Source organism: Streptomyces sp. NBC_00273, assembly GCF_036178145.1.
Lineage (GTDB): Bacteria > Actinomycetota > Actinomycetes > Streptomycetales > Streptomycetaceae > Streptomyces.
On sequence record NZ_CP108067.1, the window covers coordinates 1,978,638 to 2,002,126 of the forward strand.

A 23,489-nucleotide genomic window follows, 5' to 3' on the forward strand; every position below is an offset into this window, starting at 1 on the left:
CGCACCGCCGAAACCGCCGCCTCCCGAGCCGGCACCGAAGCCCGTACCGAAGCCGGTCCTGCCCGCGCCGCCCCCGCCGAAGCCGGCGCCCCCACCGCCCCGCGTGGTCAGGGCTCCCGCACCGCCGCCCGCCCCACCCGCACCACCGCCACCGCCCGCACCAGAGGTGAAACCCACACCACCGAAACCGGTGGCCCGGCCCGCGTATCGCGCGGCCGCCCGCAAACCCGTCGAGCACCACATCTCGCCGGTGACTTTCACCTTGATGACCGCCGCTCCCGCGGTGCTCGCGATCGTCGCGCTGCGCCCGCGCTAGCGCTTCTTCCGCCCCACCAGTAACCGATTGGGAGTCATCTTGTCGGAATGGCTCGTCCTGTCCCTCGCGATGGCCGCGGCCTGTGCCGTGGTGCTGTCCATCGCCTTCTTGAACCACAGGAGGATCGGCGACGACGACGATCCGAACGAGACCCCGGACGTCATCGAGTACATGACGATGATGATCGGGGTGATCTACGCGATCGTGTTGGGCCTGGCGATCGCCGGCGTCTGGGAGGGCCGCGGGGCCGCCCAGGAATACGTGCGCCAGGAGGCCCAGGCCCTGCACGAGATCAGCGTCCGCTCCGAGGTCTACCCGGCCGAGGTGCGCAAGAAGATCCGGTCCGACGTCGACGCGTACGTGACCCACGTCGTGGACACGGAGTGGAAGCGGATGGCCGACCACGGCGAGCTCACCGAGCAGGGCGGGGAACTGCTGGAGCGCATCCGCCGGGACGTGACCGACTACGAGCCGCAGACCGACCACGAGGGGCAGGCCTACCAGCCGCTGGTCGACCAGGTCGCGGTGGTCGACGACGCCCGCAGCGCTCGCGGCTCGAGTGCCGGGGCCACCATGCCGGGCGTGGTGTGGTTCGGGCTGATCGTCGGCGCCCTGGTCACCGTGGGCCTGATCTTCACCCTGCAGATCAGGCGCTCGTTCCGGGAGATGCTGCTGGCGGGACTCTTCAGTGCCCTCATCGCGTTCCTGCTGTTCCTGATCTGGGACTTCGACGCACCGTTCGGACGGGGCATCTCCGCCACCGCCGAACCGTTCCTCGCCCAGTTCCCCCACCTAGACCTCGGCGGCTAGGTCGGCCCGCTCGACCCGGGCCACCCGCAAACCGGGGACGGGCCTCCCGTCCCCGGTTCGGCCCAGGGCCGTGCCCCATTCGCCCGTTCCTGATCGCGGGTCACCGCACCCCGACCTAGCGTGTCGGACATCGAGGCGCACGACCCCCCACGTGCGGAAAACCGTTCCGCGGCTGCTCCTCGGGGATCCGGAGAACCAACCATGGGTGCGATACGTACCTCCGCCACCGCCCTGCTGAGCGTCGGCGCCACGGGCGCCGTACTCGCGCTCGGCGTCCTCGGCGCGCCCGCCGCGACCGCTGCCGAGGCCCAGCCCATCACCTCGTTCGGCTTCACCCTCACGCCTTCGACCGTCGCCCCCGGGGGGCAGACGGTCCTCGCGGTCAGCCGCTGCAACGCCGCCTACGCCACCGCCTCCTCCGGGGTCTTCGACACCGTGAGCATCGCGCGCGGCCAGAGCGTACGGGTCACCGTGGACCGGGACGCCCGACGCGGAGCCGTCTACTCCGTCTCCTTCACCTGCAACGGGGAGACCGGCTCGGCCGATCTGACGATCGCCGGCGGCACCACCGGACCCACCACGAGCTCCACGCGGACCGGCACCGGCGCGACCCTCTCCCCGACCCCGTCCTCCGCCCTCGGTGTCCGCGGCGGTCTGGGCGGCAGCGTGGCCGGCATGGATCCCCTGGAGCTCGGCGCCGGCGCCGGTCTGTTCCTCGCCGCCGCCGGCGGCACCGTGTTCGCCCTGCGCCGCAGGGGGTCCGGCCGTAGCCATTGAACTCGCCGGACGTCCCCCGCTACCGCCGATCGCCCCGAGTCCTGACGTGGACTCGGGGCGATCTGCGGTAGCGGGGGATCTGCGTCCGGGGAGACCGGTCAGGCCCGGCTGCGGAGCGGGCGGCGACGGCGCAGCACGTGGGCGCCGGCGCCGAGGGCCGCGGCGCCGACGAGGCCCGCACCGATGGCGGTCTCGGCCGTGGACGGGCCGAAGGATCCGCCGATGCCGCCCTGCGAGGGGTTGCCCTCCAAGATCGTGAAGCGGTGCGTGGCGACCAGATTGCTGTCGTTGCACTTGACCGACAGCGTGTGGTGCCCCGGCGAGGCGTGGTTGAAGATCCGGACGGTCGCGAAGCCGATCGACCCCGCGGACAGGTTGGCCGGCGGAAAGTTGCCGTGCGACGTGACGGTACCGCCGTGACCGCAGCCCGCCGCGCTCACCTGCATCGTGGAACCCTGGTGCACGGAGTACGGGTTGACGGAGATGTTGCTGGGGCCGTTCCCACCCCCACCCCCGTTCCCACCCCGGCCCCCGGGGTCCTGGTTCGCGGAGGCGAACGGGGCACTGAGGCCGATCACGGCGCAGGCTGCCGCCGTCACGGTAAGAGCGCGCAAGACACGCATGGTGGAACCTCCAGCGGGAAGCGCCCCGGAGCGTCGGCCCCGGATGATCGACGAGAACGCCTCCCACGTCGAACCCTCGGGTCGTCCCGCGATCTCCGCATTTCAGGCTTTGGGCCGCCCGGTTGAGCGACACGCCGAAGCACGTGAAATGCAACTGACGGATCCGCAGGTCACGACCCGTCAGGCATTTATGTGACGATTACCTGGATGGGCGCACCCCGTACGGCTCCCTCCGGGTGGCGGCCACCCGTTCGCCCTTCCCCCCTCGCCGTCCTGCCGACTCGGCCTTAGCGTGCGTGAAGTAGGGCGTACAGGGGTGGGACAGGATCGCGGGTCGGGACCCCCGCGTCGGGAAGGGAGAACGATGGGCGAGGACGAGACCGGGCAGTCGCGCAAACGCTCACCGTGGGGCGTACTCGCCCTGGTCATGCTCACCGGACTCGCCATGGTGCGCAACGGTGTGGACGTCGGCGACGGGCCGCCGCAGCCCACCGCGGCCTCGGCCGTCGCGGTGACGGCCGACCAGTTGCCGGCGGATCCACCCACGCCGCCGGCGGACATGGAGGTGTTGGAGCACTCGTCGGTCCAGCGCATCCGGATTCCCACGATCAACGTCGACGCGCCGGTGATGACCGTCGGGCTGGACGCGGAGGGCTGGATCGACGCGCCGCCCCCGCAGGACCGCAACCTCGCCGGCTGGTACCTCAACGGCATCTCGCCGGGCCAGCGGGGCTCCGCGGTGATCGTCGGTCACGTGGACAACGCGCAGGGCCCCGCGGTCTTCTACGGCCTCGGCTCGGTCAAGCCGGGCAACCACATCGAGGTGGAACGGTACGACGGCCGCACGGCGGTGTTCGAGGTCTACGGGGTGGAGGTGTTCTCCAAGGAGGCCTTCCCCGGGGCCCGTGTGTACGGGGACACCGGGCACCCGGAACTCCGCGTGATCACTTGTGGCGGCGGATACTCGAAGGCCCGCGGCTACGACGGCAATGTGGTCGTCTTCGCCCGCATGGTGGAGGCCCGCTGAGCCCGTGCGCATCCGCCGCGGCCGGCCCCGGGCCCCGGCCCTGCCCCGGCCCCCGGCTCAGCGGGGCGGCAGCACCGGGAGGGTCATCCGGTAGCCCCGTGCGAGCAGTTGGGGAAGGTACGAGGAGATCGCCTGGACGCTCTGCGACCGGTTGCCGCCGGCGTCGTGCGAGAGGACGATCACGCCGGGGGCCGCGCCGCCCAGTACCCGGGAGATGATCGTGGGGGTCCCCGGTTCCTTCCAGTCCAGGGTGTCCACGGTCCAGGCGAGCGGCTCCATGCCGAGCTCGGCCCCGATCTCGAAGGCGGCCCGGTTCCAGGCCCCGTAGGGGGCCCGGAACCACAAGGGCGCCTCGCCGACGGTCTGCTGCACGACCTCGCTCGTGCGGCCGATCTCGGAGGCGAGGGCCGGCCGGCTGAGGCTGGGGATGAGCGGGTGGGTCCAGGTGTGGTTGCCGATGACGTGGCCCTCGTCGACCATCCGGCGCAGCAGGTTCCCGTTCTCGGCGGCCATCTCCCCGCAGACGAAGAACATGGCGCGTACGCCGTACCGGGCGAGGGTGTCGAGGATGGCGGGGGTGTAGCGGGGGTCCGGGCCGTCGTCGAACGTGAGCACCATGCCGGCCGACGCGGCTTCTTCGGCGGGGAGTTCCAGGATCGGCCGGGTCCGTACGGCCGGCTTCAGGGCCGCAGCGCGCACCGGCGCGTCGGCGGTCATCGGCCGCAGCCGGTACGACTTCTCGGGCAGCGCCTGCGCCCGTAGCCCCGGCGCACCCGCCGCGGGTCGCGCCCCCGGCCCGGCCGGCGCCCCGGACCCGCCCGGTCCCGGCCCGGGGGTACCCGCGCCGCCCTCACCACCCACGCTGAGCAGTCCGGAGGCTGCGGCGACCCCGAGGAAGACGGCGGTACGCAGGACCGTGCGCCGCCCTACTGTCGGCTCGTCATTTTTCATTATTACTACGTATCAACGACATCGCCGAAGTTGTCGAGAGGCGCGGACGCACCCCTTCCCCCTCACCCGGTCGGCCCACGCCGACCGCCTCGATCACGCTGGCTAGGGTGACCCGCAGGGACGAGCCGGAAGGGGCCGACGATGAGTCAGTACTTCGACATGGGTGACGAGACGCTGTGGAACCCGTCCAACGGCGCTTCCCGGATGTTCCGGCGCCAAGTGGCGGTCTTCGAGGCGGAACTGGGGCTCGGCTCGGGCATCGGGCCGATGGAGAACGACGAGTGCCAGATCGACCCGATCGCGTTCGCGGCGTTCGTCGAGGCCCTGCTGGTACAGCACCGCAGGACGAGCCACGCCATCCTGCTCGCGCTCTCGGAGGGCTTCACCGCCACCGTGGTCGTACTGGCGGAGCGTGCCGGGATCCGGGTGGACTGGGAGCGGCTCGGCGCCGCCCCGGAAGGCCCTCGTACGGACGTACAGGTCTCCGCCGCGGGAGGGGCGGCTCCGGCGGACGGCGCCCGCTGGTCGACGGGGCTGCGTGCGAAGGCGCTGGAGCTGGGGCGGCGCATGCCCAGGGAATGAGGCCGGTCCCGCCGTAGTGGCGGCGCGGCCGCCCGACCGTCCCGCGGCCCGGTCAGCCGCGGCGGACCAGGGGGAAGGGGAGGGTCTCGCGGATCGTCAGGCCCGTGAGGAACATGACGAGGCGGTCCACGCCGATGCCGAGGCCGCCCGTGGGTGGCATCGCGTACTCCAGGGCGTCGAGGAAGTCGTTGTCGAGTTCCATCGCCTCCGGGTCGCCGCCCGCAGCGAGCAGGGACTGGGCGGTGAGGCGGCGGCGCTGTTCCACGGGGTCGGTCAGCTCCGAGTAGGCGGTGCCCAGTTCGGTGCCGAAGGCGACCAGGTCCCAGCGTTCGGCGAGCCTGGGGTCGCGGCGGTGCTGGCGGGTGAGCGGGGAGACGTCGGTGGGGAAGTCCTTGTAGAAGGTGGGCAGCTTGGTGCGCTCCTCCACGAGCCGCTCGTACATCTCCAGCACCACGTCGCCGCGGGTGTCCTCGGGGGCGTGCGGGACCGATGCCCGGTCGCACAGCCGGCGCAGCACCCCTTCCTCGGTGTCGGCGTCGACCTCCTCGCCGAGGGCCTCGCTGATGGCCCCGTACATGGTCTTGACCGGCCAGGTTCCGGAGATGTCGTGGACGACGAGCTTCCCGTCCGGTCCCGCCTTGTGGGCGATGGGCGAGCCGAAGGCGGCGGTGGCGGCGCCCTGGATCAGTTCGCGCGTGAGGTCGAGCATCACGTCGTAGTCGGCGAAGGCCTGGTAGGCCTCCAGCATCGTGAACTCGGGGTTGTGCTTGTAGGAGACGCCCTCGTTGCGGAAGGTGCGGCCCATCTCGAAGACCTTCTCCATGCCGCCGACGCAGAGCCGTTTGAGGTAGAGCTCGGGCGCGATGCGCAGGTACAGGTCGAGGTCGTAGGCGTTGATGTGGGTGCGGAAGGGCCGGGCGTTGGCGCCGCCGTGGATCTGCTGGAGCATCGGGGTCTCGACCTCCAGGTAGCCGCGGTCGAGCAGTCCCTGGCGCAGGGCCTGGACCGCGCTGGAGCGGGCCCGTACGACGTCCCGGGCCTCGGGGCTCGCGACGAGGTCGAGGTAGCGGCGCCGGACCCGGGCTTCGGGGTCGGCCAGGCCCTTGCGCTTGTCGGGGAGGGGGCGCAGGCACTTGCCGGTGAGCTGCCAGGACCGCACCACCAGCGACAGCTCGCCCGCCTTGCTGGCGCCGGTCTCGCCGCTGACGAGCACGTGGTCGCCGAAGTCGACCTGGGAGGTGAAGGAGTCCAGTACCTCGGACCCGGCTTCGTCGCGGGTGAGCATCAGCTGGATGTCGCCGGACCAGTCGCGCAGGACGGCGAAGACCACGCCGCCGAGGTCGCGCACGAGCATCACGCGCCCGGCGAGGGTGGCCCGTTCGCCGGTCCGGGCGCCGGGCGCCAGGGCGGGGCGGCCGGGGGCGCCCTCGTGGGTGGCCTTCAGTTCCGCGACGGTGTGGGTGCGCGCGCGGATCCCCACGGGGTAGGGGTCGGTACCGGCCGCCCGGATGCGGTCGAGCTTCGCGTGGCGGACGCGGACCTGCTCGGGCAGCCGCTCGGCCGGGGCTCCCGCGTCCCCCTGCTCGACCGCGTCCAGGCCCAGGGATTCGATGGGGGGCAGCCCCTCGGTGGAGGCGATGGCGGTGAGGCCCTTGGGGTGGCCGTTGCCCCACAGGGTGCGCAGGCTGGGTACGGAGACGAAGCCCTCGGCAATGCCGGAGGCGAGGCTGACCCGGGCGAGCGAGCCGGCGTCCTGGTAGCAGAGGTAGCGCGGGTACCACTCGGGGTCGTACTTGACGTTCGAGCGGTACAGCGCCTCCAGTTGCCACCAGCGGGAGAAGAAGAGGAGCAGCTTGCGCCACAGTTTGAGGACGGGGCCGGCGCCGATCCGGCCGCCCTCCTCGAAGGCGGAGCGGAAGACGGCGAAGTTGAGGGAGATCCGGTGCACGCCGAGGCCGGGGGCCGCGGCGCAGAGCTGGGCGACCATGAACTCCATGACCCCGTTGGGGGCGGTGCGGTCGCGGCGCATGAGGTCGAGGGAGATGCCGTCCTTGCCCCAGGGGACGAAGGAGAGCAGGGCGATCAGCTCGCCCTGGTCGTCGAAGGCCTCGACCAGCAGGCAGTCCCCGTCGGCGCGGTCGCCGAGCCGGTCCAGGGCCATGGAGAAGCCGCGTTCGGTCTCGGTGTCGCGCCATGTGTCGGCGCTTTCCACGATCCTCTGCATCTCGTCCTCGGAGAGGGCGGAGTGGCGGCGGATGACGGTGGTGGCCCCGGTGCGCCGGACCCGGTTGACGGCCTGGCGGGTGACGCGCATGTCGCGGCCGTCGAGGTCGAAGTGGGCCACGTGCAGGATGGCCTCGTCGCCGAGCTGGAGTGCGCCGAGTCCGGAGCGGGCGTAGGCGGTGGCGCCGTCCTCGGAGGCGCCCATGACGGCGGGCTGCCAGCCGTAGCGCCGGGCCACGGCCAGCCAGGCGTCGATGGCGGCGGTCCAGGAGGCGGGGTCGCCGACCGGGTCCCCGCTGGCGAGGCAGACGCCGGCTTCGACGCGGTAGGTGACGCCCGCCTTGCCGTTGGGGGCGAAGACGACGGCCTTGTCGCGCCGGGTGGCGAAGTAGCCGAGGGAGTCGTTGCGTCCGTAGGCGCCGAGGAGGGCGCGGATGCGGGGTTCCTCGTCGCCGTGCAGGGCGGCGGTCAGGCGCTGGGAGCGGAAGAGGGTCATGGCCGCGTTCAGCAGGGCGACGGCGCCGAAGAGGCCGAGCAGGAAGGAGAGCGGGCGGGGCGGGTGGCCGTCGAACTCCCGGGCCGAGAAGAGGCCGCCGAAGACCTCCTTGGCGGCCCAGTCCAGCCATTGGCCCTGGGGCAGGGTGCCGGGGAAGAGGGCGACGAGCGCCCAGCCCGCGAGCACGGCGGCGAGCAGGCCGAGGCCGAGCACGAACAGGGCGTGCCACAGGGCTCCGGGGCGGGAGGCGGCGTAGAACTCGTCGCGGGCGGCGATCAGCACGGCCAGCGCGGCGACGGCGATGACCATGGAGGGGACGCCGATCCAGTACTCGCCGACGGCCATCTCCAGCACGTCGTCGACGATCAGCAGGGCCAAATAGGTGATGACGATCCACCAGGCGACCTTCTTGCGGGTGCCGAGGGCCGCGGCGAGGAGGAAGAGGAAGACGGCGTAGGCGAGGTTCGCGCTGACCGGTACGACGATCAGGTCGAGGAACCGCACGATGGGCCGCAGGAGCCGCCGCAGCGTGGGGGAGAGCGCCAGCAGGGCGCAGAGCAGGCCGAGCGTTGCGAAGAACGCGCCGAACCCGTCGGGCACCCGGTTCAGGAAGCGGTTCCGGGTTCCGTGCTTCTCCTCCACGGTGGCGCTGGTGGCACTCATGGTTCGCACTGTAGGGAGGGCGGCGTCGGGGCGCGCGGCGAGCGGCAGTGGCACTCCCCCGGCCAAGTCCCCGGCCATGTCCCCGAGCAGGCCCGGGTCGTGCCCCGGGCCGTGCCCCGGGCGCTCCGGGGCACGGCCTATCCTCGGCAGGGTGACGGAGCACGTGAATACGGAATTCGAACGCGGTACCGACGGCCCGAAGGTGATCCTGGCCGGGGTGGACGGGTCGGAGTCCTCGCTGCGGGCCGCGGCCTACGCGGCGGGGCTGGCCCGCCGGCAGAACGCCCTCCTGGCCCTGGTGTACGTCCAGCCGGTGATCCCGGCCGGCGCCGCGCTGGGTGCGCCGGTGGCGGACACCACCGGGGAGATCGCGGAGGGCCTGGTGGCCGAGATCCGCGCCTCGGCGGAGCGGCTCAAGGGCATCTACGAGGTGCGCTGGGAGTTCCACACCTTCCGCGGCGACCCGTACGCCGGCCTGGTGAGCGCGGCGGACGAGCTGATGGCGGACGCCGTGGTGGTCGGCGCCTCCGAACAGGCGGGCCACCGCATCGTGGGGTCGGTGGCGATCCGCCTGGTCAAGGCGGGCCGCTGGCCCGTCACCGTGGTTCCGTAGGTTCCCCGGGTCCCGTCCCCGGCCCTACCTGCCCATGGTCAGCCCGTCCTTGGCGGCGCCGCGGCTGAGGACGGCCTCGCTGATGGCGTCGCGCGCGCTCTCGTAGTCCTCGCGGCCGGGATCCTTCGCGAGGGCGTCGGGCAGGTGGACGACCCGGCCCGCGGACAGGTCCATCATCTGCGGCACGAACTCGGCCTTGGTGACCTGCCAGCGCTGCCCGGCGGCGGCCGGCGGGGCGAAGGTGAACCGGCCGATCGAGCCGTAGTTGCCCCGCATGTCGCGCGCGCCCGTGTAGTTGAACATCTCGCCCGCGACCTGGTCGCCCATGCCGTAGACGATCCAGGTCCCGTTGACCTTTTCGTAGGGCTGCGGGATGTGCGCGTGCGTGCCGAGGATCATGTCGATGTCGGGGCGGCCGCCGGTCTGCGAGGCGGTGAGCGCCTTGCCGAGCGAGAGCTGGGTGCCGTCCGGTTCGGTCTCCCATTCCGTGCCCCAGTGCACGCTCACCAGCACCACGTCCGCGCCCGCCTTCCGGGCCGCCCGCGCATCCGCGATGATCTTGTCCTGTTTCATCAGGTTGACCGCCCACGGCTGGCCCTCGGGCAGCGGATAGCCGTTGGTGTCGTAGGTGTACGCGAGGTGCGCCACCTTGGCGGAGCCCGCCGTGTACGTGGTCACCGTGGCCGCCTCGGCGGCCGTCCGGGCCGAGCCGGCGTGCCCCAGTCCGACCTTGTCGAAGCGGTCCAGCGTGCGGCGCAGGCCGGCGCCCCCGTCGTCGAGGGTGTGGTTCGAGGCCGTGGAGCAGCCGTCGTACCCGGAGTCCTTCAGCCCGTCGGCGACCTCGGGCGGCGATTTGAAGGCCGGATAGCCGGAGAAGGGCCCGCCCTCCTCCCCGTAGATGGTCTCCATGTGGCAGAGGGCGAGGTCGGCCGCCGAGACCACCGGCTTGACCCCGGAGAACATCGGCCTGAAGTCGTATCCGTCGCCGTCCGCGTCGTTCGCCGCGTGCTGGATGACGGAGGTGTGCGGCAGTACGTCGCCGCTCGCGACGAGGGTGAAGCCCTGGGCGGGGGCCGATCCGGCGGCACGGGAGGGGGCGGCCGGCCCCCCGGAATCCCCGAGGCGGGCCGGTGGAGCGCCCTGGGTGGCCGAACAGCCGGCGGCGGCGGACAGCAGCACGGCCGACAGGAGGGCGAGCACCTGCGGCCGGATTCGCGTGGTCATGCGCCCTGCTCTCATTAATACGATTATCTGACGTGTGATCACATGCAATCCACATAACTACACGCCGTAAGTCAAGAACCGGAGCCGTCGCGCGGACACGCGCCCACCCGAACGGCGGACGGGGGCGACGCCGGTTGCCGGCCGCCTGCCGTTCGCCGCGCCGTTCGACCGTTCACCGACCCGCACGGCCGCCCGGCGGACGACCCGGGTGCTTGGGCGCAACGCCGGGGCCGGACGGTTCCGGGTCGGCTCCGTGCAGGTCAGGGTGGACGGGTCGCCGCTTCCACGACCCCCCACGCACCCCGGAAGGAGCCCCTCGTGCCGCTCTCCCCCACCCTCCTGCGTACGGACCCCGAGGCACTCGCCGAACTCCAGCGCGATCACGGGCGGGCCCTGTTCGGATTCCTGGTCGGCCTCACGGCGGGGGACGCCCAGCGCGCGGAGGACCTCGTGCAGGAGACCCTCGTACGGGTCTGGCAGCACCCGGAGGCCCTGTCCAGCGGGCACGACTCCATGCGGCCCTGGCTGTTCACCGTGGCCCGGCGCCTCGCGATCGACGCCCGGCGGGCCCGGCTGTCACGGCCGCTGGAGGTGGATCCGGAGGGGCTGGAACACGCACCCGAGCCGCAGGACGCGGTGGCCGGCTCGGTCACGGCGATCGACGTCCGGCGGGCCGTGGGGTCCCTGGGGCCGGAGCACCGCGAGGTGCTGATGCAGGTCTACTTCCGCGACCGCTCGGTGGCCGAAGCCGCCGCCGAGCTCGGCATCCCGGCCGGAACCGTCAAGTCCCGCACGTACTACGCCCTTCGCGCCCTGAAGAAGGGTCTCCAGGGGTACGGGTACGGCCTCGGCGCCTGAGCGTGCGGCGCGGCGAAGGATCGGTCAACGCCATGAATGGATGCGGACCGGACATAAAACGCGTCGATTTCGGCATCAGAGCGTGCAAGTTGAGTAAACATCCCCCGCTCCGCGAGGCACTCGGTGAAGGCTCGGGACTGACGACGGGACGCTCGAAGCGCGGGAGAAGGTGGAACGGTGCAGCCCGAGGGTAGTAACGGCACCAGTGACGGCGGGCTCGCGGTGCCCATGGCCTGGCTGTACGCCGAGTACATCGCGGACGAACTGCTGCGTACGGGCCGGCTCATCCCGGCCAGCACCCTGGAGTTCAGGGCCGGACGGGACACGCTCGCCCTGACGATCTACCTCTCGGACGCGGCCGGTGAGCTCTCCGGCATCCGGGTGGTCTCGCAGCTCGACGAGTGGCTGTCGCTCACGGCGTACGGACACCCGTGGCGCGACTGGGTGCACACCCGCTTCCTCGCGCTCGACGAGGAGGCCCACGAGCGCGGCGACGGCGGGGACCCCGACCTGGAACTGGCCCGGGCGGCGTGGCGCTGGCTGGACAGCACCGAGCTGTTCGCCACCAACCTCGACCCCGGGCGGCCCGACCACGACCACGACCACACCGACATCGCGCCGGGACTGGACGAGAACGCGCGCGTGTGGACGCCGGCCTGGCAACTCGGCCTGCCCCTCGGACACTTGGCAATGCACCTGTTCTGACAAAGCCGCGAGCACGGACACGGGCACAGGACGCTGAACTCGTATGATCAGCACACTCCTCACGTGGCTCGAAAGGCACTCATCAGTTCCATGGACAGCAAAGCGATCGAGAACGCGCAACGGGTGGCAGCGCGGGTGACGGCCGAAGCCGACGGCGATGCCTGGAAGGAACACCACTGGACGGTGGCCCGCTTCCTGGCCGGTTCCCGGTCTGCTGCCGAAGAGGACCACTGGAGGAGGCAGTTGAACGACTGGAGGGAGCGGCTCGTCGCTTCCCTCGCGGCGGACGCCCTCGCCGAGGTCGCGGAATCCCAGGACCTCCTCCTGGGCTGGCTCCTGACGGAGCTCCGGCACAGCGACGACGCCCTCGGCTCGCTGCTGGCGCTGTATCCCCTGCCCAGGCCGAAGCCGGAGCCGCGTTCCGTCTTCCCCATGCCGGCGTCGGAGGTCTACGGCGACGGACCCGAGTTCTACTTCAGCGACGTCTTCGCCTTCGTCACCGACTACCTGGCGGTCACGATCCGCCGCCCCCTGGACGGTGCGTCGGCGACCTGGTGTCCGCTCTGGTGGGAGCACCCGGAGGCGGGGGCCCGGTTGTCCGCGCTCTGGCTGGCCTGGGAGCACCTGCGCCACGATCCGGCCCTCGGCATGACGACGTGGTGGATCCAGCACGCCGATCCGCACCTGCGGGTCCTGATGGACCCGCGGCAGGGCCCGTTCGCCTCGTGCTCGCCGAAGGGGCACACGCAGGAACCGCTCGCCCCGCTCCCGGTGGAACCGTACGAGCCGACGTAGACCGCCGGCACGCCTAGCACTACCCGTACGGGTGAGAGGACCATTTCCATCATGCGCCGCCCGGGGCGGCGATGCCAGCGCTTCAGCACGGTTACCACTTCAACCACACGACCGCTCGCCCTGTCGCACATCGCTTCGCCCTGGCCGCACACGCCCAACTCCGCCTCGCCCGCCCACTCGCGCATGACCTCCGCCGGCCGTGGGAACGACCAGCGGGACCGGAACCCAGCCGGCCCGGACCCGGTGGGCGAACCGCGCGGCACGTGATGACCAGCCGGCGAGCCCGGCCATGGTGCGTTCGATGGTCCAGCGGTGGCGGCCAAGTCGCTTCGTCCGGCTCTCGCCGCTCGGCATTCGGTGTGTGCGGACCCCCGGTGTGTAGCCCGGATCGGCGTGACGTCGAGAGCTGGGAGGCATGGGGAAACGTAGCTCTGGGCCACGTGTGTGACGCTCCGCCACGACAGCGACTCCCCCATGACGTCGCCATCGCCGCGGCCCGGCTGCACCGACGGCGCATCGGTGGTTCAGTGGAATCAGGGGAAACAGGGGAAACCTGTATCCACTGCCGCAAGCCGAGGAGGTCGGGCGATGTCTGAATTCAGGCTGGGCGATCGAATCGATGAGAGCACGGAATTCGTCAACACGCCGCCCCCGGTGGTCTTCAAGACCCAGCCGACCGGTTACGTTCGACTGAAGAGCCCCGAGGAACTCCGGGCGTGGGAAGAGGCAGTGCGCCTGACCACGGGCCTCGAGATCGTTGCCGACACCCTCGCAGGCCACGTCTGCGAATCTGGCTGCGAAGTCAACCTCACTTCTCGCAGCGATATGTGTGACTTGGCATGATCCTGGCCGTCTCCTACCGTGAGGACTTGCATGCGGTCGCGGTACAGCACGCGGTACGCAGTCGAGGTCATGACTTTCACATCGTGGAGTGCGACACCATCGGTGGACGAGCGGCTCTCTCGTGGCATTCGCACGGAGCCGGAAAGAGCCATGCCCCCGGAAGGGCAACCCTGGTGACGTCCGAGGGCGCGACCGTGGATCCGCAGGAGGCGAGCCGCCTGTGGTGGCGGCGAGCCAGGGCCGATCAGGAGATCAGCGAGAGGGTGAGCAGTGCCCACCAGCGCAGTCTGATCAACAACGACTGCCGCGGCGCGCTCGCCGGCGTCCTCGCCGCCGCCTTCCACGGGGATTGGATCTCATCCCCCGAAGCAACCGACCGGTCCTCGGACAAGGTGTATCAACTGGCGGTGGCAAGGGAGGCAGGGTTCCGGGTGCCGCAGACCCTGGTCTCGCAGTCACGTGAGGATGTCATCGCCTTCACCCAGGAAGTCGGACGAACCATTGTCAAACCCGTGGTCGGCGCCCGTGGACCTTCGCTCTACACAAGCTGGGTTGATGGGCCGGAGTCGATCCCTGAAGGGTCGTTCAAGGTCTGCCCCGCCACCTACCAGGAGTACATCGAAGGCAATCGACACGTCAGGCTCAACTGTTTCGGTGACCACATGTACGGGGCGCTCATCGCGACAGAAGCGCTCGACTGGCGCCCCGACCTCAATGTGCCCATTTCGGCTTGGCCCGTTCCCGAGTACGTGAGCAGGCGGGTCGACGAAGTGCTGCGCCGCCTGGGGCTTCGCATGGGGGTGGTGGATCTGAAACTCACACCGGAGGGCGAGCCGGTATGGCTCGAAGTGAACCCGCAGGGCCAGTTCCTGTTCCTGGAACCACTGACCGGCCAGCCACTGACCGAGCTCTTCGCCGATTTCCTGCTGTCCGCGGCTGCGAGCTGGACCGGTCCCGCTGTGCGATCGACTCGGTGAACATGCGGGCCCTGAAGAAGGGGGAATCTCCTGCTGAAGGGTTCGGTGTTCCCGGTCACGAGCTCAGCTCGACGTTCAACCTGCGCGAGGAGGTTGGCTTCGCGTGAGAGGACGTGCCCGGCTCACGAGGTGCTGGGGCAGTCAGTCTCGGTCCAGGTCGCGACGAGGTCACGGCATACGACGGCGAGTGAGCCGTTCCAGAACGCGATCTCGTGGCTGCAGCCGTTCTGGTGGGGCAGGACCTCGTCGAGGATCACGGTCCCGAGGTTTGCCCCATCGTCGTCCTCGGCGCTTCCGGTATGGAAGCCGGACACGCCCGTGTAGCGGATGACCAGGTCTTCGTCGTGCTTCCAGCAGTTGTGCCGGAACCGGACCTCCAGCTGCTGGTCAGCAGCTCCGACACCACGGATGTGCTGGAGTTCCAGATCCTTCACGCACCGCTTGCTGGAGAAGTCGTAGTGCCCTGGGGCCGTGGCGAAGTCCCGGGCCCCGGCCGGCAGATCGCCGGCCAGCGAGGGCAAGCGCTCCAGATAGAGAGCAGGGTCCAGGACGCCTGACAGGTTGCCGACCCGTGCGTCCAGATTGATGTACTCCATCGTCCTTGTCCCGCTCGTGGCTCTGTTGGCCAACGCATCGTCGCACACACTCCGTTCTGCCGATCCGGAGCCGAGCGTGCGGGGCAAGGACGAGCCGGGTCCGGCGGTCGGCTGCTGCCGAGTCCCGCAGCTCCTGAAGGTGCCTTCGCGGGTCAGCCGGAAGCATGGAGCCGGCCCCGGTTGATGGCGGAGGCTCTACCCGTCCCAGGGCCTCCGCTATGGACGGGACGGGGTCAGGGGTGGCGGCAGCGCCGGCCGACCGCCGGGCAGGTCCCCGACGTCGGTAAGATCGGCGCTCTCTTGGGGGGGGCGATGCGAACACCGGGGCGGGGCGGCAAGGGGGAGACGTATGCGCTGACCTCGGACGAAGACGACAGCGGTTTCCGGGAGTGCACTCACGAGGCCGAGGGGTTCTTCATCGCGGCGAGGCGAGGAAGGGCCAGCCGCCACGACGCCGGAACGTGCACTCGGTGATGGGCGGGGCGGTGGACGCGCTCCAGGACCGCGCACCTGCGACGCGCCCCTGTGTACGAAGTGCACCGACCCGGATCCGGACGTCTGGGGGCGCCGCCCGGTCTGCCGCACCACGTGGCAGCGCAGCACCATGTTCTGGCCGTCGGGCTCGAAGGTCAGCATCCTGTTCCAGCGGATCGGGCGCGACGAACGAACCGTCATGCACGAGACGCTCAGCCGGGACGAGACCGGCCACTTCGTCCGCTGGTCGGTACACCACCGGCACGCCCACGGCGGCGAGAGACGCCGGTCAGACATCCGACGGCTCCGCGTGGAGAACCAATGAAGCTACCCATCACCATCCACCAAGCACGGCTCGGATCCACGGAGTTCAAGGTCATCCGACCAGCCCGACCCCTGGTCCGCGCAGTGCTCATCGACCACAACCGGCACCTGGACACCTACCTCGACCAGGACGCCGCCCAGCGAATCGGCGCACTATGGAAGCTCGCCGCCTCTTCACCGCGCTCGCTGGTCCACCTGCCGATGCGAGGCAACCGGCCCCCCTCCCACGAGCTGCCAGAAGACGGCACTCGGCAGCTTGATCTCGTCCTGCTGCACCACTCGCTCCAATTCGCGCCTTCACGCTGGAAGGAGATACGAGGACGGCTCGGCCCGGGACGTCCGCAGACCGTGACCCTGCCCGGCGCAGGACACACCGACGAAGCCGTGATCGACCACGAAGCACGGCACTACCAGGAGAACCGGGACCTGTTTCACCAGCATCTTCACTCCGAAACCCTGTTCATGACGGGCAGCGCGCAGGTGTTCAGGGACACCGCCCGGCACTTCTTCGACGTCGCCCGAAACGGCCCCGGATACGTTCCCGTCCATCCGAGCTACCCGCGCTTCTGCACCGAACTCCACTCCAACGACGGCATTCTCGGTGACGCGCGCGAGATCCACATCGAGTACTGCGACCAGTGGGACTCCCGGTCCGACCGGCAGGGCCACCGCCCATGACGTTCCCCGATCACCTTCAGCACACTGAAACTCAGGCACGACGCAGCAAGGCCGGTTGGAGGAGATCCGCGACGACCTCGTCGCCCGACGTGCGGTCGCCTGCGGGCTCAACCGGCTCAAGCGCCAGCGGGCGGTGACCACCAGGTTCGGCGAACTCGCCGTCGCTTCGCGGCCACCGCCCTGATCGCAGTCATCCACGAGTGGCTCTGACCTTGCTCGCGATGCCCGGTCGGAGAGAAATCCGGTATCGCTGCAGGAAGCCAGGGCTTTAGCCTGCGACCCTGCATCAGCCTCGAAGGCGCGACCGGCGCCTGACTCGCCGCGTGTCGTCAGAGCCGGCCCAGCGTCAGGCGTTCCGACTCCCTGCCGAGGGTGCCGCTGTGGTCCTGGTCGGCTACTTCTCCGCGAAACAGAAGGACTTCGAAACGCTCATGGCGTCGGCAGCCACAGAACTGGCAGCGCACGGCGCTCGGGTCGTCGCGCAGATGGTGCAACGACGAGGCGTCTCGAACGGCGGGGTCCGCAAGATGGGTCTGCCCTACTCCTCGCGAACCCTGCTGACCTACGGGAAAGTCCGCGAGGTGGCTCTGGCGTGCGAGCAAGCCAATGCTGACGCAGTGATCTTCGTTGCCTCCTTGACGGAGCGCCAGCAGCGCACGCTGACAGACATGCTTGGCCGCCCCGCTGTGAGTCTCCTTGACGTCCTCACTGCCAACTGACGACTCACTCGGAACGGGCTGCTGAAGCAGACCTTAGTCGTCGGCTGCGACGAGCAGGGTGAGTGCGGCCGCGGGGCGGTCGATGAGGACGAGTTCGTGGTAGTCGATGTGGATGGGTCCGTAGTCATGGAACGCGTCCTCGGGAAGCCGTCCCAGCACGTACCGGGTGGTTGCCGTGCAGATCGGGGTGTAGATCTCCTGCCGCAGGCGTGCCTCGAGCTTCTCCGGGATGTCGCCGTGCTGGCCGGCCCACGAGTGGATGACGTCAGCTGCGGTTACGTCGTCGACTGCCTTGTAGGTGTCGGGGGTAATGCGGTCAAGCCACCATGGGCCGTGCCGAGGCCAGTCCTGAACGCCCGCTCCGTCGTACGTGTCCCGGAACTGCGGGTGCGCGATCAAGGCCGCCAACACGTCGCGGTCGTCAGCTGCGTCGACTGGCAGCCGGAAGCGCTTGGTGTTGACCCAGCGGTAGCCGTGGTGGGAGCCCTCGGTGAAGTCGAAGTCACGGAAGTTGATGAAGGGGCTGTCCGAGTGGACGAGGCTGGGCACCGGTTCCATTCTGGTCATCGTAGTGCGCGCTGTGTCCTCCAGCCCGACCGTCGATCTGCGGCCTGACCAGCTACTATTCTCGACCCCCCGGTCGCCGGCTGAGGCGCTTTGCCGTCGGGCGTCTGGCCAGGTACTCCTCCTCGTCGATCGGCGAGGGGAGTCGGCGCAGAGGCTGTGCGGTGCCGTCCCGTACTCCCGGGGGGAAGGTGGAACGGCGTTAGCCGCGGTCGGCCGGGTCCATCACCAGGCCCGTGAAGTCCGCCTCGTTGCGCTCCGCCCGGGTGACGTACCACCGGGCGATGAGCCACATCACCGGATACACCAGCAGGCCGAGCGCCAACCAGACCAGCGGACCCGACGCGTCGCGCGACACGGCGAACACCAGCGGCAGGGTCCCGATCAGCGATACGAGCGCGGCCAACGCTCCGAGAGCCGCACGCAGTTGGCTGCGCATGAGGGCCCGGACGTAGGTGGCCCCGAGGGTGGTCTGCTCGGAGATCTCCGAGCGGGCGGGGGTGTGCGCGGGCGGCCGGCGGCGCGCGCCCCGGGGGACCCCGGTGACGATCTCGCGCCGGGGCGGCGACTGTTGCTGCTGCGGCTCGGCCATCGTGGCGGAGTCTACGCAGCGACCGCCTATTTGAGGAGCCGTGAGAGCCGCCGGTCCGCGAGCGGCTTCCCACCGGTCTGGCAGGTGGGGCAGTACTCCAGGGACGAGTCGGCGAAGGACACCGAGCGCACGGTGTCCCCGCACACCGGGCACGGCTCACCGGCCCGGCCGTGCACCCGCAGACCGCTCTTCTTCTCGGCCTTGAGCTTTCCCGCGGCCACCCCGTGGGCCCGGCCGACGGCCTCGCCCAAGGTGCTCCGCACGGCCCCGTAGAGCTGGGTCAGCTGCTCCTCGGTGAAGGAAGCGGCGAGCTTGAACGGCGAGACCCCGGCCGCGTGCAGGATCTCGTCGCTGTAGGCGTTGCCGATCCCCGCGATCACGCTCTGGTCCCGCAGCACGCCCTTGATCTGGCGCCGCTCCCCCACGAGCAGCGCGGCGAAGGCGTCCCGGTCGAAGCCCGCGGCGAGCGGATCGGGGCCGAGGCGGGCGATGCCGGGCACTTCCTGCGGGTCGTGGACCACGTACACGGCGAGGCGCTTTTGGGTACCGGCCTCGGTGAGGTCGAAGCCGCCCCCGCCCACGAGGGAGACGCGCAGCGCGAGCGGTCCCTTGCCGGGGCGCGGCGGCTGCGCGGGCAGGGTGTCCTGCCAGCGCAGCCAGCCGGCCCGGGCCAGGTGCGTGACGAGGTGGAGCTCGCCGACCGGCAGGGCCAAGAACTTGCCGTACCGGGCGGTGGTGCCGGCCGGCTGCCCTTCGAGGGCGGTCAGCGGTGGGTCGTAGGTCTTGAGCACGCTCACGGCGAGCGGGAGGACGCGCTCGACCACCCGCCCGGTGAGGTGCTCGTCGAGGTACTCCCGCAGGGCCTCGACCTCGGGCAGCTCCGGCATGGTCCCAGCCTGCCGCCGCCTCAGGCGAAGCGCGAGCTGGGCACCGGGCCGGGCGAGGCGACGCGGTCGCGGGGCGCCGTGAGCCAGCCGTCGCGGACGGCGGTCACGAAGGCCCGGAAGGCCGCGTCCGGGTCGGGCGGGGTCGTGCCGTCGCCCTCGTCCGGATCGGCGGCGGCCTCGGCGACGTCGCGGGCGATCTCCTCCTCGGGCCGCGGGTCGTCCTTCCACGGCGGGGAGACGAACTGGCACAACAGCGTGCTGAAGTCCGCGCTCACGGCGGGCGGGTCGGTCCAGCAGGTGGCGTGCTCGGACAGGATCTGGCCGTCGGCGCGCGCGTGCAGGGTGCGCAGGAGGTCCGGGTCGATCGCGTTCAAGTCGTAGGCGACCACGAGGGTGTCCGTACGGGCGGGCTCGTACGGTACGGCGGGCAGCCCCAGCACGCGTGCCGCGGCGAGCCCGAGGATCCGGTCGGACCGGCCGGGCAGCAGCGAGACCGTGGCGGGGCGGCGCCCGGAGGCCTCCAGGGCGAGTGCCAGGCGGGCGAGGCCCCGGCGGCACTGTTCGGGGCTGTCCCCGAGGTAGGCGTACCGGCCGGTCATCCCGGCGTCCCAGCCGTACGGGGAGAGGGTGCCCAGCAGTCCGCCGGTCAGGCCGAAGTGCCAACCGCGCAGGTCGGCGCGGCCGAGCGGATCGGCGTGGCCGGCCGCGCCCTGGGCCCGGCGGGCCCGGTCGGCGCGGTGCAGCCGGTGCTTCTGGCGGTCGTGGGCGCCGGACCACTGCGGGTCGTCGGGGGCGGGGAGGGCGCGGCCGATGCGCTCGGCGGTGTCCAGGTCCCCGGCCAGCAGGGTGTGGTGCACGAGGAGGTACGTCTCGGGCCAGGCGGGCAGCTCCTGGCCGCGGCCGGAGAGCAGGGCTACGGCCTCCGCGTGCCGGTGTTCGTCCTCCAGGGCGGACACCAGCTCGGCGAGGAGCGGCCGCGAGTCGGGGAGCAGCCGCAGTGCCTCGCGCAGCGGTGCGACGGCGAGGAAGGCTATGCCGCGCTCGACGCAGGCGTAGCCGAAGTCGTAGAGGGCCTGGGGCTCGCCGGGCCGCTTGGCGGCGGCCTTGGCGGCGCCGGCCAGGTCCTTGAACCCGGCGGCGTCGGCCAAGGCCCTTGCGGCCTTGGCGAGTTCGGTGATCGATGCCGTCTCGGCGTGCGGCCGAAGGGAGCGTACCGCTCCGGGCAGATCGTCCGTCTTCAGGAGACGGCGCACTTCATCTATGGCGTTGGTCATCGCCCCAGATCCTCACGGAGCGGGGCCGGGCCCGCAACGGACTTTCCTGCTGCGTCGCCCGGATCAGATCCGGGCGATCAGTGCGTACCGCTCGTCGGTGACCGGTCCGCCCCACAGCTCGGTGTTGCCGTCGAGTGGTTCGATGCGCAGGTCGGACACCAGGGGCCGGACCGCGGCGGTCAGATCCGCGGCGGTGATCCCGCCGTGCCAGGGGAGCGATTCGGCTCCGGCGACATAGGGCACGCCGCTCCCACCGGCTTCCCGCCACCGCCCCTCGACCAGGACGAGCCGCCCTCCCGGGCCGAGCCGCGCCACCCACGCGCGGAGCGCGGCCCCGGGATCGGGCAGGGTCCACAGCAGGTGCCGGCAGAGGAGCACGTCGTACCGCTCCTGCCCGGTGGGCGGATCCGCGGCGTCGCCGACGAGGAACCGTCCCGCCAGGCCCGCGGCCGCGAGTTTGGCCTCGGCCCGCTCCACCATTCGGGGCGCGAGGTCCACACCGGTCACCCGGTGTCCGGCCTCGGCCAGCAGCAGGGAGAGCGACCCGGTGCCGCAGCCGACGTCGAGGACGTCGGCCGGCCCGGCGGGCAGCCAGGATCCCAGCAGTCGGGCCCACGCGGTTCGGGTGTGCGCCTGCCGCAGGCCGTGGTCCGGTTCGTCGTCGAACGCGGCCGCGGCGGCGTCCCAGTACGCGGTGATGGCGAGGGTGGGTTCGTACATGGTGGTGATCCTGCCAGCAGCCACCGACAACCGGCATGACGCAACGTCATCCCCGGGCGGGGCGGGCGGCCCGCCCGGGCAGAGCGGCCCGGGCCCGGACCTGGGGGCAGGAGCTCAGCCCATGACGAACTCGCACCACACGCATTTGCCGCCGCCCCGCGGCTCCACGCCCCAGACGTCCGCCAGGCGGTCCACCAGCATCAGGCCCCGCCCCGAGACGCCCGACTCCCCCGCCTCGCGGCGGCGCGGCAGTGCGCTGGAGCGGTCCTCCACCTCCACCCGGAGCCGGCGCTGCGGACCCGCCAGGACCCGTAGGGTCACGATCGCCGGGCCGTCCGTGTGCATCAGGGCGTTCACGATCAGCTCGTCCGCGACCAGTTCGATCTCGTCGGCCCGTTCCCGCGCGCCCCACGACCGCACCGCCGCACCGATCATGTGCCGGGCCGCCACCAGGGCCTCCGGGTCACCCGGTGCCACGTGCTGCTGGAGGCGGCCGCCGCCCTCCTGGGCGGCCACCACGTGGCGGCGCAGCAGGAGCAGCGCCATGTCGTCGTCCCCGCCCCGTTCGTCGACGATCTCGCACAGCAGGTCCGCCAGGGCCTGCAGGTCGGCCGGTCCGCGACGGATGTGGGAGGTCAGGAGCTGGATTCCGTCGTCGAGGTCGGCGCCGGGCTGTTCCACGAGGCCGTCGGTGCACAGCAGGACCGTTTCCCCGGGGTCCAGCTCCACCGTGGTCACCGGGTACTCCAGGCGGCCGAACTCCGCCGAGAGGCCGAGCGGCATCCCGCCCGCCACCGGGAGCCGGTGGCAGTCCCCGTCGCGGGTGCGCAGCAGCGGGTCGATGTGGCCGGCCCGGACCACCTGGAGGACGCCCGTCGCCAGGTCGGCCTCCACGTACGTGCAGGTCGCGAACCGCTCGGTGTCCAGCTCGTGCAGGAAGACGGAGGCCCGGGCCATGACCGTGCCGGGCGAGTGCCCCTCGGCGGCGTAGGCGCGCAGCACGATCCGCAGCTGGCCCATGACGGCCGCCGCGTGCGTGTCGTGGCCCTGGACGTCGCCGATGACGGCGCCGACCCGGCCGCCGGGCAGCGGGATCACGTCGTACCAGTCGCCGCCGATGTCCTGGCCCATCCGGGCGGACCGGTAGCGTACGGCGATCTCCCCACCGGCCACCGACGGGATCCGCCGCGGCAGCATGGCCTGCTGGAGGCCCTCGGCCAGGTCGTGCTCCTGCTCCAGCAGCATGGCCCGCTGGAGGCTCTGCGCGATGCTGCTGCCCAGGGCGACGAGCAGGTTGCGCTCCTCCTGGGTGAAGCCGTCCTTGTCCTGGTAGAGCAGTCCGATCGCGCCGATCGGGCGGGCCTGGGCGATGAGCGGCAGGTAGGCGGCGGCCGAGATCCGCATGTACGAGATCTTCGCCCAGAGCCCGGGGTAGTCCCGGGCGAATTCCTGCGCGGAGTCGAGGAAGCGCGGCTCCAGCGAGCGGACGACTTCACTCATCGGGTACTGCTCGTCGATGCGGGTGTAGCGGGTGCCGGGGACGAAGCTGTCCTCCGGGCCCTCGGCTACCAGGTGGATCCGGCCGGCTTCGACGAGGCCCATCACCATGCCCATCGAGCCGAGCCGTTCCAGTCCGTGGGCGTCGCCGATGACGTCGATGACGTCCTGCACCGTCCGGGCGTGCGCGAGGGCGGCGGTGGTGGACTCGACCACCGACGTCTGGCGGCGTCGTTCCTCGTCCAGGCCGAGCCGCTCCGCCGAGTGGCTGAGCTCGTCGGTGGCGTCCCGGACGATGCCGATGATCCGGTACGGGCGGCCGTCCGGGCCGCGCATGACGCGGCCCTGGGTGTGCGTCCAGCGCAGCCGCCCGTCGTGGCAGCGGATGCGGAAGTAGGCGCCGTAGCTGTCCTCGCCGCTCTTGAGGGCGGAGGAGACGAGGGCGTCGAGCCGGGTCGCCTCGGTGGCGGGGACGCGCGGGTTGAGCGACTCCGGCCGGCCGTCGTACTCCTCGGGAGTCGCATCGAAAACGTCGAGGGCGGCTTCGTCCATGTGCATGAGACCGGTGATCAGGTCCCAGTCGAAACTGCCCATGCGGTTCAGCGAGAGCGACCGGTCCGGGTGTGCGGGCCAGTCGTCCGGCAGCGATACGGTGGTCGGCACCGATCCACCATGACACAC

General features: G+C 71.2%; 27 protein-coding genes. 16 read left to right on the top strand and 11 right to left on the bottom strand.

The window, feature by feature from the left end:
* Positions 1–166: 166 nt before the first annotated feature.
* From OG386_RS08435 to OG386_RS08445, 3 genes are all read left to right on the top strand, one after another.
* Positions 167–316, top strand: a complete 150-nt coding sequence (locus OG386_RS08435; RefSeq protein ID WP_328787542.1) for a hypothetical protein — start codon at positions 167–169, stop codon at positions 314–316.
* Between the two features lie 39 nt (positions 317–355).
* The gene (locus tag OG386_RS08440) at positions 356–1,126 is read left to right on the top strand and encodes a bestrophin-like domain (protein WP_328787543.1); all 771 of its coding nucleotides are present in this window, start codon (positions 356–358) and stop codon (positions 1,124–1,126) included.
* 201 nt (positions 1,127–1,327) lie between these two features.
* Positions 1,328–1,903: a hypothetical protein gene (locus tag OG386_RS08445; RefSeq protein ID WP_328787544.1), complete on the top strand. Its 576-nt coding sequence runs from the start codon at positions 1,328–1,330 to the stop codon at positions 1,901–1,903.
* Positions 1,904–2,001: 98 nt separating this feature from the next.
* Here the strand turns inward: OG386_RS08445 and OG386_RS08450 are convergent, their stop codons facing one another.
* Entirely contained in the window at positions 2,002–2,526 is a 525-nt protein-coding gene (locus OG386_RS08450) for a hypothetical protein (RefSeq protein ID WP_328787545.1), read from the bottom strand.
* 43 nt (positions 2,527–2,569) lie between these two features.
* Between OG386_RS08450 and OG386_RS08455 the strand changes: the two genes are divergently transcribed.
* Complete coding sequence (locus OG386_RS08455; protein ID WP_266607032.1) at positions 2,570–2,722, top strand: hypothetical protein; 153 nt, start codon at positions 2,570–2,572, stop codon at positions 2,720–2,722.
* Positions 2,723–2,890: 168 nt separating this feature from the next.
* Complete coding sequence (locus tag OG386_RS08460) at positions 2,891–3,553, top strand: class F sortase (RefSeq protein ID WP_327381825.1); 663 nt, start codon at positions 2,891–2,893, stop codon at positions 3,551–3,553.
* Between the two features lie 57 nt (positions 3,554–3,610).
* Here OG386_RS08460 and OG386_RS08465 read toward each other — a convergent pair whose 3' ends face one another.
* A complete protein-coding gene (locus OG386_RS08465; protein ID WP_328787546.1) occupies positions 3,611–4,504 on the bottom strand; it encodes a polysaccharide deacetylase family protein in 894 nt (297 codons plus the stop codon).
* A 141-nt stretch (positions 4,505–4,645) separates the two neighbouring features.
* Between OG386_RS08465 and OG386_RS08470 the strand changes: the two genes are divergently transcribed.
* Positions 4,646–5,086, top strand: coding sequence for a DUF6086 family protein (locus OG386_RS08470; RefSeq protein ID WP_328787547.1), 441 nt, complete (start codon positions 4,646–4,648; stop codon positions 5,084–5,086).
* 52 nt (positions 5,087–5,138) lie between these two features.
* Here the strand turns inward: OG386_RS08470 and lysX are convergent, their stop codons facing one another.
* Entirely contained in the window at positions 5,139–8,468 is a 3,330-nt protein-coding gene (lysX, locus tag OG386_RS08475; RefSeq protein WP_328787548.1) for a bifunctional lysylphosphatidylglycerol synthetase/lysine--tRNA ligase LysX, read from the bottom strand.
* Between the two features lie 151 nt (positions 8,469–8,619).
* Between lysX and OG386_RS08480 the strand changes: the two genes are divergently transcribed.
* Positions 8,620–9,081, top strand: coding sequence for a universal stress protein (locus OG386_RS08480; protein ID WP_328787549.1), 462 nt, complete (start codon positions 8,620–8,622; stop codon positions 9,079–9,081).
* A 24-nt stretch (positions 9,082–9,105) separates the two neighbouring features.
* Here OG386_RS08480 and OG386_RS08485 read toward each other — a convergent pair whose 3' ends face one another.
* A complete protein-coding gene (locus tag OG386_RS08485; RefSeq protein WP_328787550.1) occupies positions 9,106–10,305 on the bottom strand; it encodes a CapA family protein in 1,200 nt (399 codons plus the stop codon).
* A gap of 318 nt (positions 10,306–10,623) precedes the next feature.
* Between OG386_RS08485 and OG386_RS08490 the strand changes: the two genes are divergently transcribed.
* The 5 genes from OG386_RS08490 (at position 10,624) to OG386_RS08510 (ending at position 14,483) form a co-directional block, all read left to right on the top strand.
* On the top strand, positions 10,624–11,163 hold the full coding sequence (locus OG386_RS08490; protein ID WP_328787551.1) for a sigma-70 family RNA polymerase sigma factor: 540 nt from the start codon (positions 10,624–10,626) through the stop codon (positions 11,161–11,163).
* Between the two features lie 228 nt (positions 11,164–11,391).
* A complete protein-coding gene (locus OG386_RS08495; protein WP_327388402.1) occupies positions 11,392–11,868 on the top strand; it encodes a hypothetical protein in 477 nt (158 codons plus the stop codon).
* Between the two features lie 90 nt (positions 11,869–11,958).
* Positions 11,959–12,663 carry a DUF4913 domain-containing protein gene (locus tag OG386_RS08500; RefSeq protein ID WP_328787552.1) on the top strand — a complete coding sequence of 235 codons (705 nt, stop codon included), beginning with the start codon at positions 11,959–11,961 and terminating at the stop codon, positions 12,661–12,663.
* A gap of 588 nt (positions 12,664–13,251) precedes the next feature.
* Positions 13,252–13,506, top strand: coding sequence for a hypothetical protein (locus OG386_RS08505; protein WP_327381832.1), 255 nt, complete (start codon positions 13,252–13,254; stop codon positions 13,504–13,506).
* Positions 13,503–14,483: an ATP-grasp domain-containing protein gene (locus tag OG386_RS08510; RefSeq protein ID WP_328787553.1), complete on the top strand. Its 981-nt coding sequence runs from the start codon at positions 13,503–13,505 to the stop codon at positions 14,481–14,483. The genes OG386_RS08505 and OG386_RS08510 overlap by 4 nt, the downstream gene beginning before the upstream one ends.
* A gap of 122 nt (positions 14,484–14,605) precedes the next feature.
* Here OG386_RS08510 and OG386_RS08515 read toward each other — a convergent pair whose 3' ends face one another.
* Positions 14,606–15,079 (bottom strand): hypothetical protein, encoded by a 474-nt coding sequence (locus OG386_RS08515; protein ID WP_328787554.1) that lies wholly within the window; start codon positions 15,077–15,079, stop codon positions 14,606–14,608.
* Between the two features lie 604 nt (positions 15,080–15,683).
* Here OG386_RS08515 and OG386_RS08520 point away from each other — a divergent pair.
* The 4 genes from OG386_RS08520 (at position 15,684) to OG386_RS08535 (ending at position 17,274) form a co-directional block, all read left to right on the top strand.
* The gene (locus OG386_RS08520; RefSeq protein WP_328787555.1) at positions 15,684–15,878 is read left to right on the top strand and encodes a hypothetical protein; all 195 of its coding nucleotides are present in this window, start codon (positions 15,684–15,686) and stop codon (positions 15,876–15,878) included.
* Positions 15,875–16,555 carry a hypothetical protein gene (locus OG386_RS08525; RefSeq protein WP_328787556.1) on the top strand — a complete coding sequence of 227 codons (681 nt, stop codon included), beginning with the start codon at positions 15,875–15,877 and terminating at the stop codon, positions 16,553–16,555. The genes OG386_RS08520 and OG386_RS08525 overlap by 4 nt, the downstream gene beginning before the upstream one ends.
* A 55-nt stretch (positions 16,556–16,610) precedes the next feature.
* Positions 16,611–16,739: a hypothetical protein gene (locus tag OG386_RS08530; RefSeq protein WP_328787557.1), complete on the top strand. Its 129-nt coding sequence runs from the start codon at positions 16,611–16,613 to the stop codon at positions 16,737–16,739.
* Positions 16,740–16,935: 196 nt separating this feature from the next.
* Positions 16,936–17,274 carry a hypothetical protein gene (locus tag OG386_RS08535; RefSeq protein ID WP_328787558.1) on the top strand — a complete coding sequence of 113 codons (339 nt, stop codon included), beginning with the start codon at positions 16,936–16,938 and terminating at the stop codon, positions 17,272–17,274.
* 33 nt (positions 17,275–17,307) lie between these two features.
* On the opposite strand, the gene OG386_RS08540 is transcribed toward OG386_RS08535, so the two are convergent.
* The 6 genes from OG386_RS08540 to OG386_RS08565 form a co-directional block, all read right to left on the bottom strand.
* Positions 17,308–17,832, bottom strand: a complete 525-nt coding sequence (locus OG386_RS08540; protein ID WP_328787559.1) for a hypothetical protein — start codon at positions 17,830–17,832, stop codon at positions 17,308–17,310.
* Between the two features lie 208 nt (positions 17,833–18,040).
* Complete coding sequence (locus OG386_RS08545) at positions 18,041–18,430, bottom strand: hypothetical protein (RefSeq protein ID WP_328787560.1); 390 nt, start codon at positions 18,428–18,430, stop codon at positions 18,041–18,043.
* A 26-nt stretch (positions 18,431–18,456) separates the two neighbouring features.
* Complete coding sequence (locus OG386_RS08550; RefSeq protein WP_328787561.1) at positions 18,457–19,317, bottom strand: Fpg/Nei family DNA glycosylase; 861 nt, start codon at positions 19,315–19,317, stop codon at positions 18,457–18,459.
* Between the two features lie 20 nt (positions 19,318–19,337).
* On the bottom strand, positions 19,338–20,591 hold the full coding sequence (locus OG386_RS08555) for a hypothetical protein (RefSeq protein ID WP_328787562.1): 1,254 nt from the start codon (positions 20,589–20,591) through the stop codon (positions 19,338–19,340).
* Between the two features lie 63 nt (positions 20,592–20,654).
* Positions 20,655–21,311: a class I SAM-dependent methyltransferase gene (locus tag OG386_RS08560; protein WP_328787563.1), complete on the bottom strand. Its 657-nt coding sequence runs from the start codon at positions 21,309–21,311 to the stop codon at positions 20,655–20,657.
* Between the two features lie 114 nt (positions 21,312–21,425).
* Positions 21,426–23,489: a SpoIIE family protein phosphatase gene (locus OG386_RS08565; protein ID WP_328787564.1), complete on the bottom strand. Its 2,064-nt coding sequence runs from the start codon at positions 23,487–23,489 to the stop codon at positions 21,426–21,428.